This is a genomic window from Apilactobacillus bombintestini, assembly GCF_003627035.1.
Taxonomy (GTDB): Bacteria; Bacillota; Bacilli; order Lactobacillales; family Lactobacillaceae; genus Apilactobacillus; species Apilactobacillus bombintestini.
The window spans coordinates 731,657-746,590 of sequence record NZ_CP032626.1 but is presented as its reverse complement, the minus strand read 5'-3'; the positions used below and the strand labels follow the sequence as shown (position 1 = coordinate 746,590).

General features: G+C 32.3%; 17 protein-coding genes. 4 read left to right on the top strand and 13 right to left on the bottom strand.

What is annotated here, in order from left to right; translation table 11 throughout:
- Window positions 1-11 precede the first annotated feature (11 nt).
- Complete coding sequence (locus tag D7I45_RS03690; protein WP_120784407.1) at window positions 12-1,076, top strand: phosphomevalonate kinase; 1,065 nt, start codon at window positions 12-14, stop codon at window positions 1,074-1,076.
- A gap of 10 nt (window positions 1,077-1,086) precedes the next feature.
- Window positions 1,087-2,124, top strand: a complete 1,038-nt coding sequence (gene fni, locus D7I45_RS03685; protein WP_120784406.1) for a type 2 isopentenyl-diphosphate Delta-isomerase — start codon at window positions 1,087-1,089, stop codon at window positions 2,122-2,124.
- Window positions 2,125-2,244: 120 nt separating this feature from the next.
- On the opposite strand, the gene D7I45_RS03680 is transcribed toward fni, so the two are convergent.
- A complete protein-coding gene (locus D7I45_RS03680) occupies window positions 2,245-3,588 on the bottom strand; it encodes an RsmF rRNA methyltransferase first C-terminal domain-containing protein (protein ID WP_120784405.1) in 1,344 nt (447 codons plus the stop codon).
- A gap of 89 nt (window positions 3,589-3,677) precedes the next feature.
- Here D7I45_RS03680 and D7I45_RS03675 point away from each other — a divergent pair, with 89 nt between their 5' ends.
- Window positions 3,678-4,484, top strand: a complete 807-nt coding sequence (locus D7I45_RS03675; protein ID WP_120784404.1) for a Cof-type HAD-IIB family hydrolase — start codon at window positions 3,678-3,680, stop codon at window positions 4,482-4,484.
- Window positions 4,485-4,540: 56 nt separating this feature from the next.
- Here the strand turns inward: D7I45_RS03675 and glpK are convergent, their stop codons facing one another.
- Both glpK and D7I45_RS03665 read right to left on the bottom strand, forming a co-directional pair.
- Window positions 4,541-6,052 carry a glycerol kinase GlpK gene (gene glpK / locus D7I45_RS03670; protein WP_120784403.1) on the bottom strand — a complete coding sequence of 504 codons (1,512 nt, stop codon included), beginning with the start codon at window positions 6,050-6,052 and terminating at the stop codon, window positions 4,541-4,543.
- 18 nt (window positions 6,053-6,070) lie between these two features.
- Window positions 6,071-6,259 carry a 2-hydroxymuconate tautomerase gene (locus D7I45_RS03665; protein ID WP_120784402.1) on the bottom strand — a complete coding sequence of 63 codons (189 nt, stop codon included), beginning with the start codon at window positions 6,257-6,259 and terminating at the stop codon, window positions 6,071-6,073.
- A gap of 117 nt (window positions 6,260-6,376) precedes the next feature.
- Between D7I45_RS03665 and D7I45_RS03660 the strand changes: the two genes are divergently transcribed.
- A complete protein-coding gene (locus D7I45_RS03660; RefSeq protein WP_120784401.1) occupies window positions 6,377-7,807 on the top strand; it encodes a C69 family dipeptidase in 1,431 nt (476 codons plus the stop codon).
- Between the two features lie 96 nt (window positions 7,808-7,903).
- On the opposite strand, the gene rplS is transcribed toward D7I45_RS03660, so the two are convergent.
- The 10 genes from rplS to D7I45_RS03610 form a co-directional block, all read right to left on the bottom strand.
- A complete protein-coding gene (gene rplS / locus D7I45_RS03655) occupies window positions 7,904-8,260 on the bottom strand; it encodes a 50S ribosomal protein L19 (RefSeq protein WP_120784879.1) in 357 nt (118 codons plus the stop codon).
- A gap of 130 nt (window positions 8,261-8,390) precedes the next feature.
- The gene (gene trmD, locus D7I45_RS03650; RefSeq protein ID WP_120784400.1) at window positions 8,391-9,140 is read right to left on the bottom strand and encodes a tRNA (guanosine(37)-N1)-methyltransferase TrmD; all 750 of its coding nucleotides are present in this window, start codon (window positions 9,138-9,140) and stop codon (window positions 8,391-8,393) included.
- Window positions 9,130-9,654, bottom strand: a complete 525-nt coding sequence (rimM, locus tag D7I45_RS03645) for a ribosome maturation factor RimM (RefSeq protein WP_120784399.1) — start codon at window positions 9,652-9,654, stop codon at window positions 9,130-9,132. Before rimM ends, trmD begins: the two co-directional genes overlap by 11 nt.
- Before the next feature lie 56 nt (window positions 9,655-9,710).
- Window positions 9,711-9,968 carry a KH domain-containing protein gene (locus tag D7I45_RS03640; RefSeq protein ID WP_120784398.1) on the bottom strand — a complete coding sequence of 86 codons (258 nt, stop codon included), beginning with the start codon at window positions 9,966-9,968 and terminating at the stop codon, window positions 9,711-9,713.
- A gap of 13 nt (window positions 9,969-9,981) precedes the next feature.
- Window positions 9,982-10,257, bottom strand: coding sequence for a 30S ribosomal protein S16 (gene rpsP / locus D7I45_RS03635; RefSeq protein ID WP_120784397.1), 276 nt, complete (start codon window positions 10,255-10,257; stop codon window positions 9,982-9,984).
- 93 nt (window positions 10,258-10,350) lie between these two features.
- On the bottom strand, window positions 10,351-10,635 hold the full coding sequence (locus tag D7I45_RS03630; protein ID WP_120784396.1) for a hypothetical protein: 285 nt from the start codon (window positions 10,633-10,635) through the stop codon (window positions 10,351-10,353).
- Window positions 10,636-10,639: 4 nt separating this feature from the next.
- On the bottom strand, window positions 10,640-11,881 hold the full coding sequence (locus D7I45_RS03625) for a VWA-like domain-containing protein (protein WP_120784395.1): 1,242 nt from the start codon (window positions 11,879-11,881) through the stop codon (window positions 10,640-10,642).
- A gap of 7 nt (window positions 11,882-11,888) precedes the next feature.
- Window positions 11,889-13,022: a P-loop NTPase family protein gene (locus D7I45_RS03620; protein ID WP_120784394.1), complete on the bottom strand. Its 1,134-nt coding sequence runs from the start codon at window positions 13,020-13,022 to the stop codon at window positions 11,889-11,891.
- 60 nt (window positions 13,023-13,082) lie between these two features.
- Window positions 13,083-14,561 carry a signal recognition particle protein gene (gene ffh / locus D7I45_RS03615; RefSeq protein WP_120784393.1) on the bottom strand — a complete coding sequence of 493 codons (1,479 nt, stop codon included), beginning with the start codon at window positions 14,559-14,561 and terminating at the stop codon, window positions 13,083-13,085.
- A 14-nt stretch (window positions 14,562-14,575) separates the two neighbouring features.
- Window positions 14,576-14,917 (bottom strand): putative DNA-binding protein, encoded by a 342-nt coding sequence (locus D7I45_RS03610; RefSeq protein ID WP_120784392.1) that lies wholly within the window; start codon window positions 14,915-14,917, stop codon window positions 14,576-14,578.
- Window positions 14,918-14,934 lie beyond the last annotated feature (17 nt).

Here is a 14,934-nt window from a genome sequence, read left to right as displayed (position 1 = left end):
ACCTCGTATATATGATTTCAGTGAAAGCGCCAGGAAAATTATATATAGCTGGAGAATATGCTGTAGTAGAAAATGGAATTCCAGCAATTATTGTTGCTGTAGATCAATATATTACTGCAAATATTTGCGCAACTGATAAAGAATTAGGAATTATTAAATCTAAACAGTTTAATGACGATGAAATTGTTTGGAAAAGAAATGATCAAGGATTTATTACTACTTGTAATGATAATAGTTCATTTAATTATGTAATTTCTGCCATTAAGATGACTGATAAATACGCATTACTTTCAGGTAATGCTCCTAAGAATTTCGATATTAATATTGATGGTAGTTTGACTAATGGTAATGGTAAAAAGTATGGATTAGGTTCTTCAGCAGCTGTTACTGTCGCAACTGTAAAAGCAGTTGCTGCTCTATATGATTTAAAATTAAATTCTATGGAAATATTTAAACTATCTGCTTTATCTCACCTTGCTGTTCAAGGGAATGGATCCTTAGGTGATGTGGCATCAAGTAGTTTTGGTGGATGGATTGCTTTTAGTTCATTTGATAAGAAATGGGTAAAAATGCATGAAGATGACCTATTATTTTTAATGTCTAATAATTGGCCTGATTTGATGATAAAACCCCTTACCCCACCAGATAATTTAAGATTATTAATAGGATGGACAGGAACCCCTGCTTCTACTTCTAATTTATTAAAAAATGTTAAATATAATATTGATCAATCTAAATATAAAAACTTTTTATTAGAAAGCAGAGAATGCATTCATAATATGATTAAAGGATTCCAAAATCATAATTTAAACATCATAAAAAGTGGAATCGAAAAAAATAGAGAAATTATAAATAAACTTGCTCAATTTACTGGTATCGATATTGAAACTAGTAAATTAAAGAATCTTTGTGATATTGCATCACAATACGATGGTGCCGGAAAAACATCTGGTGCTGGCGGTGGCGATTGCGGAATCGTTATAATTGATTGCAAAAAATCAGTTGATGACCTAGAACAAGAATGGAAAAACAATGGAATTGAACCATTACATTTAAAAATTCATGTAGACAAATAAAGGAGTTACTATGATTAATAAACAATCACATAGAAAAGATGAACATGTTTCATTAGCCATCAAATTTTATAACGATAATAGTAATGCCGGCTTTGATCAAATAAGATTTATTCATCAAGGTGTTCCAGAAATTTCAGTTAGTGATGTTGATTATTCTACTTCATTTGACGGTATTAATATGAATGTCCCCTTTTACATAGAAGCAATGACTGGAGGAAGTTCATATACTAAAAAGTTAAACGAAAAATTAGCAAGAATTGCTAAAAAAACAGGACTAGCTATGGCAACTGGATCACAAAGCGTAGCTCTTAAAGATTCCAGCGAAAGTTCATCATTTGAAATTGTTAGAAATACAAATCCTGACGGTATTATTTTTTCTAACATAGGTTCTTCAGTTGATCCAACTAACGCTCAAAAGGCAATAGAAATGATGAATTCGGATGCTTTAGAGGTTCATATCAACACTCCTCAAGAACTTATTATGCCCGAAGGAGACCGTGATTTTTATTGGTTGGATAATATTAAGAATATTGTTAATGCAATTGATAAGCCGGTTATAGTTAAAGAAGTTGGTTTTGGTATGGCAAAAGAAACTATTGCTAAATTAACTGATATTGGCGTTAAAAACATTAATATTAGTGGTAATGGTGGAACTAACTTTGCTCGAATTGAAAATTATAGAAGAAAGCATCAAGAGCTTTCCTATCTTGATAATTGGGGACAAAGTACAGTGGAATCATTATTTGAAGCATACGCTTTTAGTGATGATGTAAATATTCTTGCCTCTGGTGGAATCAGAACTCCTTTAGATATTGTAAAATCATTAAGTTTAGGTGCTAAAGCAGTTGGAATGGCAGCCCCTATTCTATATTCACTCATTAAAAACGGCGAAGATGCGACCGTAGAAATGATTGAAGAATATAAAAATGGAATTAAAGTTATTATGACCATGCTTGGTGCACGTAATATATCAGATCTAAAAAAACAAAAATTAATCTTAAGTAGTGACTTGTTAGCATATTTGAAGCAACGAGGAATTACCTACTGATTTTTTAGGCAAGCGGTTTTTGCTTGCCTTTTTTCTTTTTATTATAAGTTAAAGTAACATCTTACTAATTCCATAAAATAAAAAGAACAAATAAAAAAGCCCTTTAAAAGGACTCGTTTTTTAATCAACTATAAATCTTAAACCTTTGGGAAAGAAGTTCTTTACTGTTCCATTAACTACTTTACCAAAAGCTATAGGTTGATCATTGCAAATTAATTGATACCAACCTTTAGGTAAGTTTTCGTCACATGGAATAGTGTCACCATGAACATAATTTTTCCAATCATCTAATGAAATGTTTAAAGTATTCACCACTTCATCTTCATGTAATGCTAAAGCTAAAGCATAACTAGGTTCAAATCTTTTCTTCTTAATCGTACCTAAATGTAAACCTGGACGCATAACTTTTAGCCCTTTTAACTCAGGTAAACTTTTATCAAACGCATAAAGTTGATCACCAAAAACAATAAGATGCTTAGGATCAAAATTAATTAAATTCTTTTCACGGAAATCTTCCCATATTTTTTTATCGTTAACCGATAAATTACTTTGTAAGTGTTTCTTTATTTTCTTTGGTTTTCCTGATGCATTACTAGTTAATTTAGAGATGAAATGTCCTTCACCTTTAAATTTGTTTGGAAACAATCTAACTGTATTGGCTACATCAGGATTACCGTCAGTCCATTCTGGGTGACCACTAGACATCCCATTGTACTTCTTTATAGGATCAATATCTAAATCATACTTTTGTGACATCCAATTGACAATTTGTTCATCTTCTTCAGGAGCAAATGTACATGTTGAATAAATAATTTTACCACCAGGTTTTAACATTTTAATAGCTTGTTGAATTATATCCTTTTGTCTAGCTGCACATTTACTTGGATATTCCTTATTCCAATAACTAATAGCATTAGGATTCTTACGGAACATCCCTTCACCTGAACATGGTGCATCAATCAAAATCTTATCAAAAAATCTAGGAAATGATTTCGCTAAATTATCTGGACTTTCATTTAAAATTACTGCATTTCTTATACCAAATCTTTCAACATTTTCTGCAAGAACTTTTGCACGTTTATGATCAATTTCATTGGTAACTAGTAATCCTTTATTTTGCATGTAACTGGCTACATGAGTAGTTTTTCCTCCAGGAGCAGCACATAAATCTAAAACTACATCCCCTGGTTGAACATCTGCCACTTCCCCTACGTACATAGCACTAGGTTCTTGTGAGTATATAGCACCACTTTGATGATTTACCGTTCTACCATTAACATCCCCGTAATAACCAAATTTACAGTATTCAATGGCATTCTTTTCATCTTCTTTAGGCATATTCTCTTTTAACGGATTAACTCTAAAGCCAGGATTAGTATCTTTATTTAGACTAGCAAAGAATGATTCAGCATCATCCTTCAATAATTTTTGGTATTTTTTCTTAAAATCAATTGGTAAATCCACTGTATTACTCCCTTTTAGTTATTGACTTAAATTTTTTAATTGGTTAACATAGTCATATTATACTTTTGATACGGAGGTGAAAAATCCGCATGGATAAAAAACTTATTGCTATTGACCTAGATGGAACTACATTAAACAATAATTCCGAAATTACAACCGAAACGGTTAATACTCTAAATAAGTTAATGGATTTAGGACATATTGTCAATATTGTAACTGGACGTCCACCACGTTTAGTTACGGATATATATAATGAAATTGGCCTTAATGATCCATTAATTAGTTTTAACGGTAGTTTAGGTTTTAACCCACTAGGTGAATGGTCTAAAGCATATGAATATAATATAGATAAAAGTATTGTCTTTGACATCTTAAAGCACAAAGATGAAATCGGCGTTAATTTGATGGCTGTTGAAGGAAAAGAACTATTCTTGGCTAATGAAGAAGCTAAAGATACAGTAGGCTTTTTCCCTACTCAACTAGAAGAACATCAAATTATCAATGAAGCTAATTTAACTAGCAATCCAGTTTGTTTAACACTACAAATTGAACCTTCTAAAATGAATGACTTTATGCAATATATTAAAGATAATTATGAAGATGAACTAGAAATTTCTCCTTGGGGTGGCAATGACTCTATCGTAGAACTAGCCACTAAGGATATTAGTAAGAAGACTGGTATTAAAGTACTATCTGATTACTATGAAATTGGCCGTAATAACATTCTTGCCTTTGGTGATGAATTCAACGACGAAAGTATGCTTAAATATGCGGGCTTAGGAGTAGCCATGAAGAATGGTCAACCTAAGATTAAAGCATTAGCTAATGATGTTACCGAATATAGCAATGATGAAAATGGTTTAGCTAAATACTTAAACCATTACTTCGATCTATAAAATATAAAGGCTATTAAAAAAGACTTGATTATAATTAATCAGGTCTTTTTTATTATCTAATCATTGGTTTTAGGACGAAAGGTTTGTGTACTTTTAACTGCTAACTTCCAACCTTCATAATAACTATTTCGCTTATCTTCACTCATTTGTGGGTAGAATTCATCGCGTTTAGTCTTTAATTGTTTTATTTCATCAATATCTTGCCAGAAACCTACCGCTAGACCAGACAAGTATGCAGCCCCTAAAGCAGTAGTTTCTGATATTGCTGGCTTTTCTATTGGAGTATTTAAGATATCAGATTGGAATTGCATCAAATAATCATTTTTAGCAGCTCCACCGTCTACTTTTAGACGAGTTAAATCTAATTCTGTATCTTCAATCATGATATTAACTACGTCTTTAGTTTGATATGCTAATGAATCCAGCGTAGCTTTAACCAAGTCTTCCTTAGTAGTACCTCTAGTAAGCCCAAAAATAGCTCCTCTGCTCTTTTGGTCCCAGTAAGGTGCTCCTAAACCTGTGAAAGCTGGAACGACGTATACGTCATGATTATCGCCAGATTTTTTAGCTAATGATTCTGTTTCTGAAGCATCATTAATTAAACGTAAGCCATCTCTTAACCATTGAATGGCAGAACCAGCTACAAAAACACTACCTTCTAGAGCGTAATTAACTTTACCATCAATTCCATAAGCAATGGTAGTTAATAAACCATGTTCGGACAAAATAGGTTCTTCTCCTGTATTCATCACAATAAAGGAACCTGTTCCATAAGTATTTTTGACATTTCCTGGCTCTAAGGCTAATTGACCAAATAATGCTGCTTGTTGATCACCAGCGATTCCAGATACAGGAATTTGTACTCCATAAAATGCGTATCCAGCTGTATATCCATAAATTTCTGATGAAGATTTAACTTCCGGCAATATCGCCTTAGGAATATCCAATATCTTTAGGATATCTTCATCCCACTCTAAAGTATGAATATTAAATAACATGGTACGACTAGCATTGGAATAATCAGTAGCATGTACATGTCCACCGGTTAATTTCCACAATAGCCAAGTATCAATGGTTCCAAATAAAATATCACCACTAGCGGCTTTCTCTCTACTACCTGGTACATGATCTAACAACCATTTAATCTTAGTAGCAGAAAAGTATGAATCAATCACCAATCCAGTCTTTTCATGGATCATCTTAGTATATCCAGCATTTTTTAAGTCATCTGCAATATCACTAGTTTGTTTAGATTGCCATACAATTGCGTTATGAATAGGTTCACCGGTGATACGATCCCACATAACAGCAGTTTCACGTTGGTTAGTAATTCCAATTCCTCTTATTTTGTATGGAGGTATTTTAGAATGAATTAATGATTCAGAAATAACTGATTGCACAGCATCCCAAATTTCATTGGCATCATGTTCAACCCATCCAGAATGAGGGAAAAATTGAGTAATTTCTTTTTGTGATTTACTTACCACTTCGCCTTGATGATTAAAAATCATTGCACGAACACTAGTTGTTCCCTCATCAATGGACATTATATATTGTTCGTTTTTCATTTTTAATTCCCCAAATTATTATTTTTCTTCACTCTTTAATTTACCTGCAACACTGTAACGGTTCTTTTGCATTTCATTTAAAACAATGTGTACATGTTCTGCAGGTGCTCCAGTATTTTTTACGATTGCGTCAGTAACATCTGCAACCAATCCTTTAAGTTGTTCTTCGGTTCTACCTTCAATTAAATCAATATGTACTAATGGCATAAAAATTCTCCTAATAGTTAATTTTATTTTGATTATACTTTAAATAACTATATAGTTCAATTTTTTAAATATTTAATGTACAATTATCAGTAACTTAACTACAGGAAGTGTTGTATTATGCGTAAATTTCCTAATTACTCTGAATGTACTAGTATTTTAGTAGGAAAAAATGCTTCTATTGATGGTTCCACCATGATAGGAAGAAATGAAGATTGTAAGGCAACTTGGCCTAAACATTTCATAGTGCATCCACATAAAGAATATAAAAAAGCACCTACTTTTGTATCTAAAGAAAATGGTTTCCAATTAGAATTGCCTACCACAAGATATAAATATACTGCTACTCCTGAATGGACTGATAAATTTGGTTTATTTGAAGAGGAAGGTATTAATGAAAAAGGCGTAGCAATGAGTGCTACCGAAAGTGCTTATTCCAATAACTATGTATTAGGATTTGATCCATTATTAAAAGATGGAATTAGTGAATCCTCTATGGTAACAGTGGTTTTACCATATGTAGATTCTGCTCGTGATGCTGTAAGTCGATTAGGTTCCATTGTAACTAAATATGGTGCTAGCGAAAGTAACGGTATTCTCTTCTCTGATAAAGACGAAGTATGGTACCTAGAAATTGGCTCTGGACATCATTGGGTTGCTATGAAGATTCCTGATGATAGTTACGCTGTAGTATCTAATCAATTATCTATTCAAAACATTGATTTTAATGATAAAGATAACTATATGTGGTCTGATGGGTTACAAGAATTTGTTAACCAATATCATTTAAATCCATCTGACAATAATGATTTTAACTTTAAACAAATTTTCGGTACTCATGACGTTTCAGATATGTACTACAATAATCCACGTGTTTGGTATGGACAACGCATGTTTAATCCAGAAATTCATCAAGAACCCGAAAGTTTTGACATGCCATTTACTAGAAAACCATCTCATTTAATTTCCTGCGCGGATGCCAAACAATTTTTAGCTTCTCATTATGATGGAACTCCATATGATCCTATTGGTAATGGAACTAAAGAACAACGTACTAAGTATCGTCCTATTAGTTTAGCTAAAGCCCAAGAATCACATGTATTACAAATTAGACCTAACCTTCCTAATGAAGTAGCCGGCATACACTGGTTATCTATGGGAGTTGCTGCACAAAGTGTATTTGTTCCATTCTTTGCAGGCATTACTGATACTCCTAAGGAATACAAAATTGGTGATTTAACTTATAATCCAGAATCAGCATACTGGATATTTAAATTAGTGGGTATTCTACTAGATGCTCATTACAACTACTTCACTGATGATGTCTCCAGTGTTCAAGAAAAATTAAATATTTCATTCCAACAAGCTATATTAGATGTAGATAAAAAAGCACCTGATTTTGACAGACATGAATTAAGCGAATTAGTAACTAAAAAGAGTTTAGAATGTGCTAACTTAGCCATGGATGAATATAAAAAATTAGCATATCAAATGATTGCTAAATCCACTGATTTCTCAAAATTGAATTATAATACTGATGCTAACTTATAATTAAATAAAAGCGCCCTTTCAACTAAATGAAGGAGCGCTTTTTTATGTATAAAAAAACAAGCAATAAAATTATTGCTTGTTTTAAATAGCCGTGTATTAACGACGACGTGATTCCTTAATACGTGCAGCCTTACCTTGACGATCACGTAGGTAGTATAGCTTAGCACGACGAACGGCACCACGACGAGTAACTTCTAGTTTAGCAACACGTGGTGAGTGTAGTGGGAAGATACGTTCCACACCAACACCTGAAGCAATCTTACGAACAGTGTAAGTTGCTTGGATACCAGTTCCGTGGCGTTTGATAACAACACCATCAAAAACTTGGATACGTTCGTTCTTACCTTCGATAACTTTAACAGAAACTCTAACGCTATCTCCGGCTCTGAATTCTGGAACATCACTCTTTAGTTGTTCCTTGTTAATCTTTTCGATTAATTTGTTTTGACGCATAAAATAAACATCCTTCCAACTAGCATTCATGTTTTAAAACGCCTAGGCGCAACAGCGGAATACCGTTTTATTTGGCTATTTAATAACCATATAAAATAATATCATAACCATTTTTTAATGTAAAGCTAAATTATGGTTCTTCTTCAATTTTAACTTCAGCTAATAGTTTCTTTTGTAAAGCCGTTAAATTATCATAATTGATAAGATCAGGTCTTCTTAAGAAAGTCTTACGCAAAGATTCTTTTTGCTTCCATTCAGCTATTTTTTGATGATTACCACTAGTTAATACTTCTGGCACTTTCATTCCTCTGAAATCTGCAGGACGTGTATATTGTGGATATTCTAATAAACCGGTAGAAAAAGAATCTCCAGGAGCAGATGAAGAATTACCTAAAACTTCTGGTAACAATCTAACTGTTGAATCAATCATAACCATAGCAGGCAATTCACCACCGGTTAATACAAAATCACCTAATGAATATTCATCTGTAACTAAAGTCTTTATTCTTTCATCGTAACCTTCGTAGTGACCACATATAAAAGTTAAATGTTCTTCTTTGGACAATTTTTCAGCTTCGTGCTGATCAAATGTTTTGCCAGCTGGGTCCATTAAAATTATTTTACCTTTAGGTAGACCTTCATCAGCAGCAACATCTTGCGTATGCTTAAGCGCATCAAAAATAGGTTGTGCTTGTAATAACATACCGGCTCCACCACCAAATGGATAGTCATCTACATTGTTATGTTTATTAGTGGTGTAATCACGAAAGTTGGTAATATTAATATCTAATAATCCCTTATCTTTTGCTTTACCTAGGATGGAATCTCCTAGAGGACCTGCAAACATATCAGGAAATAAACTTAGAATATCAATCTTCATCATCCAAACCTCCTGGAATATCAACGGTAACTATTTCATCATCTAAATTAACATCCAATATTACTGAATCGATTTTAGGTAACAATAAATCAGACTTATTATCTCTTTGCACTACCCATACATCGTTAGCACCAGGAGATAGTATTTCCTTTATAGTTCCTATATGTTCACCATTAGTATTTTGAACATTTAATCCGATAATTTGATGATAGTAATATTCACCAGGTTGTAAATCATCATCATCTTGTTGATCAGCTGAAATTTTAAGTTCTGATGGTTTTAAATACTCAACATCGTTAATAGTGGGCTTACCTTCAAAATGCAATAAAATAAAGTTTTTATGGCTTCTAACGCCATCAATCACAAGCTTTTCTTGCTTACCATTATTTAAAAATGCATAAACTTCGTTGCCTTTTTTAAATCTTTTTTCAGGAAAATCAGTAATAGACATTACTCTGACTTCTCCGCGGATACCTTGAGTATTTACGATTTTACCAATATTATAAAAATCCATTATATATTCCTCTTTATTGTATTAAAAAACCCTTAAACAAAACACCAAGGTTTCATTTAAGAGTTTTTACTTTTACCATCATCGATAATTAATCTAACACGCTTTTCACCAGAAATACGAGCACTATAAACAATCGTACGAATTGTTTGCGCTACGTGTCCCTTTTTACCAATTATTCTACCTACATCCGATGGATTGGTAGATAAATAATACTCATAAAAACGATCAGATTCACCATGATTAATGATAACATCCTCTGGATATTCCACCAGTGGTTTTACTATCTTTTTAATAAGCTCATCAAAATTAGTCATAATAATCTATCACTTATTTCTTTGAGTATTTAGCTTCGTGATATTTCTTCATAACACCAGCATCAGATAATAAGTTACGAACAGTATCTGATGGTTGAGCACCCTTGTTTAACCATTCGAAGATATCGTCTTCTTCAAGTTTAACAGTGCTTGGTTGAGTTAATGGGTTGTAAGTACCAACAGTTTGGATAAAACGACCATCACGAGGGCTACGTGAATCAGCAACTACCACACGGTAGAAAGGACGTTTCTTTGAACCCATTCTCTTCAAACGAATTTTAACAGACATTAATTAACACCTCCTGTATTTCCTTTAACGATATTAAATATACCAGTTATTTAGATGCTTGTAAAGTGTTTTTTCTTTACACCATTAATTTTTTTAATAAAATGCCCCTAATAACTCATCTTTAGCAGTTCCATCCATATATTTTTCATTATTTATAACAAATTTATGAACTCTTGCATAATCATTAAAGTCAATTTTACTATTTATTATATTATTTTTTGATAAATTTTTAGCTAATTGAACATCATTGGCAGACATTTTATCCATAAATGGAGAATCATCATAAATACTAAACCAATTATCCTTTAAAATAGCAATCGCTCTATTAATTCGATTATCTTGGTTAATTGCCATTTTTAGTATTTCTGGTTTGATCATTTAATCACCTACTTATGCTTTCCAAATATATTATTTTACCCACTGAATTATTAACTGATAGAGAATCGTCTAAATGTATTAGTATCCATAGAACATTTTTAATTCTTAAATTATTTAAAGTCGTCTCTCCCTTGCCATCAGTTAAAATTATATTCAAATTATTTCTCATTTGATTTTCTGCAATAAAGTTAAATACCGCTTGATATGAAGTTCCACCATTAGCAACACGATTATTTATTTCACTGTTTTTTGTTAATCGCTGTTTCTTTTGATCTTTTACTTCTGCATCAAAAGGATATAAATATATTTCCATATTATTCTTGTTAGATAATTCATAAATCCAAGCAGTCATTTTACTGAATTGTTCATTATTTATAGAACCAGAACTATCCAAGAATACGTTAATGGTTGTTTTATGAGCAGATATTTTTCCTGGTAATTCCATTCGATATGGTTGACGTCGATTAAATCTAGCAAATGAACTTTTAGTTTTATTGCTCAATCTTTTCGCCATCCCCACAATTTGTTTCAAACTTACTTTATGCAATGTATCACGTTTAACCTGTAATTCAACATCGTGAGACATAGTACCTCGATTATCATTATGGGTATTTTGCTTAGCCTTATTGATTAATTTAGAAAGATAATCTCTTTTATCAATGGCACTTCCGTCTTCATCACGTAGAAACTTATGATCATCTACTAACTTATACTCATCATTATCTAAGGGACCCTTACCATTTTTATCTTTGTCAGGCATAAATTTGCTAAGTAGCCTTAGATAATCTTTAGAATCTTTCTTCTTAGGTAATTCCAAATTCCAGTTAAACGATAACTTATCTAAAGTCCATGACTGCGAATATACGTGTGGGACATATTGATTAACAGAAATATCCATAGCAATATCTGCTAAGTTGTTAGGTTGCTTATAACGTAATGGATGCAACCAAATAATATGAATGCAAATATGCTGCAAAATATCTATTAAATCTTGTTGTGTTGCAATAAAATCTCTAATTTTAAAAGGATTCATCAATAATACCAATTGATTATTGAACCACTTTAAAGCTAGCACACTAGATATATTATTATCTATTTTTCGGTTTAAATTCACTAAAATATTTCCATATAATGAATCATGATTTAATAAATATAAAATTCCAGCTGACACTAAATTATCCATTTGTGTATCAGTTGCACCATTTTCATTACTATTAATTTCCTTGAGTTGTGCATTTATATCCATAAATCAATCACCTATAGTTTTTAAAAGCCAATTCGACTAATTTATCATATAACTTCTTTTGTTCGTCAGAAGACTCATATTTACTATATAACGAAGTAGCTATATGGGTCTTATTTATAAGATGTGATGCAGCTGCATATTTACCATCTTCACTTAAGCTTTCTACATACTGATATATACGATTTGCAGTTTCATCACTCACATGATCATCTACATTATCAATAAATTCAGAAATAACATCTAATTTAGTAGCTTCATCTACATCATGTAATTTTTGTAGAACCACAGATAAATCATCATTAGTTAAATCTTGTATCGTAATTTTATTATCAGGTTTTCTTAAATCATTTAAAAAACTAGTAGCAATTGTTCTCCCTATATTTCCTGAAATAACTTCTAACAATACTTGATCATTTACATCTTCTAAATTAGTAATGCTATTTAAAAATTTAGATACTCTTTCCCATGCACGAGGTGTGGGTTTTATATCATCTGGTCCCTTATATAAATAATCAGGATTGTTCTTAATGAAATCTACTACTTGAGCACTACAATCATTTTCGTTTGCCCATTTAATCCAGGAATCGACATCTACTTTCATATTAATTCTAACTGTTCTATCAGTAATGGCATCATCACTATCGTATACTGCGTAATTACTATCAGCAAAATCATCCATAGAGCTATCTGGATTTTCGGCTATGATTATAGAAACTTGTTCTGGAAGTTTTAGTGAATTTATTTGTCTTTGTAAAACTAGATTCATTAATTCACTTTGTACTTCCACAGTTCCTCGATTAAATTCATCTAGAAACCAAATTATTTTTTCATCTGGATAACGTTCTGCATGTTCAATAATTTGTATTAATGTATGTGAATAACCAAATTGTACGTCAGCTAACTTCCCATATTTTTGTGTTTGAATAAAAGAATCACTGGTCAATGGAGGAACTGGTATAGCTAAATCACCTTTTTCAGATAAACTTACAACAGTAGTAAAAAGCTTTGCGTTCTCTTGTCTAGCTAAATCTTGTACTAATGCAGTTTTACCTATACCTGCAATTCCAACTAAGTTAGCCACTGATCCACTTTTTTCGATTAATTTTACCGCTTGTAGAGCATCATCATATCCTAGTGCCATTATTTTCATCCCTCCTAAAAAAGACATAATCACCCAAGGTAATCATGTCTCTTAAATTAATTATTTACGTCTCTTACGTTTACGTTTATTTTTACCCATCTTTTTACTAATCTTACGACTCATACGTTTCATGGCCATTTGAGATAGCTTGCCACCAAGGCCGCCACCCATACCTGGCATGTTAGGCATAGAATCACCCATACCCATATTACTCATCATTTGTTCCATACCAGCCATGTTTCCGTTAGACATTTTATTCATCATGTCTTTCATTTGATTAAATTGCTTAATCATACGGTTAACTTCATGAATAGGACGTCCACTACCACGAGAAATACGACGACGTCTAGATGGATTCAATACATCTGGATTATTTCTTTCTTCATTAGTCATAGAATAGATAATTGCTTTAATGTGTTCTAAATCCTTAGGATCCATATTAACATTCTTTAAAGCAGGATTATTAGCCATTCCTGGAATCATCTTCATGATTTCATCCAATGGTCCCATTTTTTGAATTTGATTCAATTGATCAAGAAAATCTTCAAATCCAAATGTATTATTTTGCATCTTTTCAGTTAGCTTTTTGGCTTGCTTTTCATCGTAGTCTTTTTGAGTCTTTTCAATAAGAGATAAAATATCTCCCATTCCCAAGATACGAGATGCCATTCTATCTGGATGGAATACATCTAAGGCATCCATCTTTTCACCTTGACCAATAAATTTAATTGGCTTCTTAGTTACTTCTCTGATAGATAAAGCAGCACCACCACGAGTGTCACCATCTAACTTAGTTAATACAACACCAGTAATATCTAAAGCATCATTAAAACCTTCAGCAGTATTAACAGCATTTTGACCAGTCATTGCATCAACAACCAATAGAATTTCATCGGGATGAACTAAACTCTTAATATTCTTTAATTCATCCATTAATTTTTCATCAATTTGCAAACGTCCGGCAGTATCAATTAAGACGTAATCATTATGATTTTCTTTGGCTTGTTGCATCCCATTTTTTACAATTTCAACCGGGTCAACATCGGTACCTTGTTGAAATACTGGAACATCAATTTGGTCACCAACAGTTACTAATTGATCAATAGCGGCTGGACGGTAAACGTCAGCTGCAATTAATAATGGACGAGCATTATTTTCATTCTTTAATTTTAATGCCAATTTACCGGCAGTAGTAGTTTTACCAGCACCTTGTAAACCAGCCATCATAATAACAGTTGGAATTTTTTCAGATTTGTTCAATGGGACTGCTTCTTCACCCATTGTTTTAGTTAATTCTTCATCAACAATTTTGACAATTTGTTGAGCAGGATTTAAACCTTCTAAAACTTCTGCACCTTTTGAACGGGTTTGCACACGTTTTACAAAGTTTCTAACTACAGTAAAGTTAACGTCAGCTTCAAGTAATGCTAAACGGATTTCACGCATAGTTGATCTTAAATCAGCTTCTGAAACCTTTCCTTTTCCACGAAGATTACGCATTGCTTTTTGAAGACGCTCAGTTAGTCCTTCAAATGCCATTTATTTCACCACTTTCACTTTTCTTCGGTATTTTCTAATTCATCTACTAAATGATTTAGTTGTGCATCACTAGGGTAATGCTCATGTACGTAATTCCTAATTGCATCCGTTTGTTCATTTCGTTTAACGAAATCAGCATACAAATGTAATTGTGATTCATATTTTTCTAGAATTACTTCCGTACGTCTAATATTATCATATACTGCTTGTCGACTTACATCGAATTCTTCAGAAATCTCTCCTAATGAATAATCATCAGCATAGTATAACTGGATATAATTATCTTGCTTATCGGTAAGCAGTGGTCTATAAAATTCAAACAAAGAATTGATTCGATAGTTCTTTTCAATTTCCAATTAAAACAGTCCCTTCA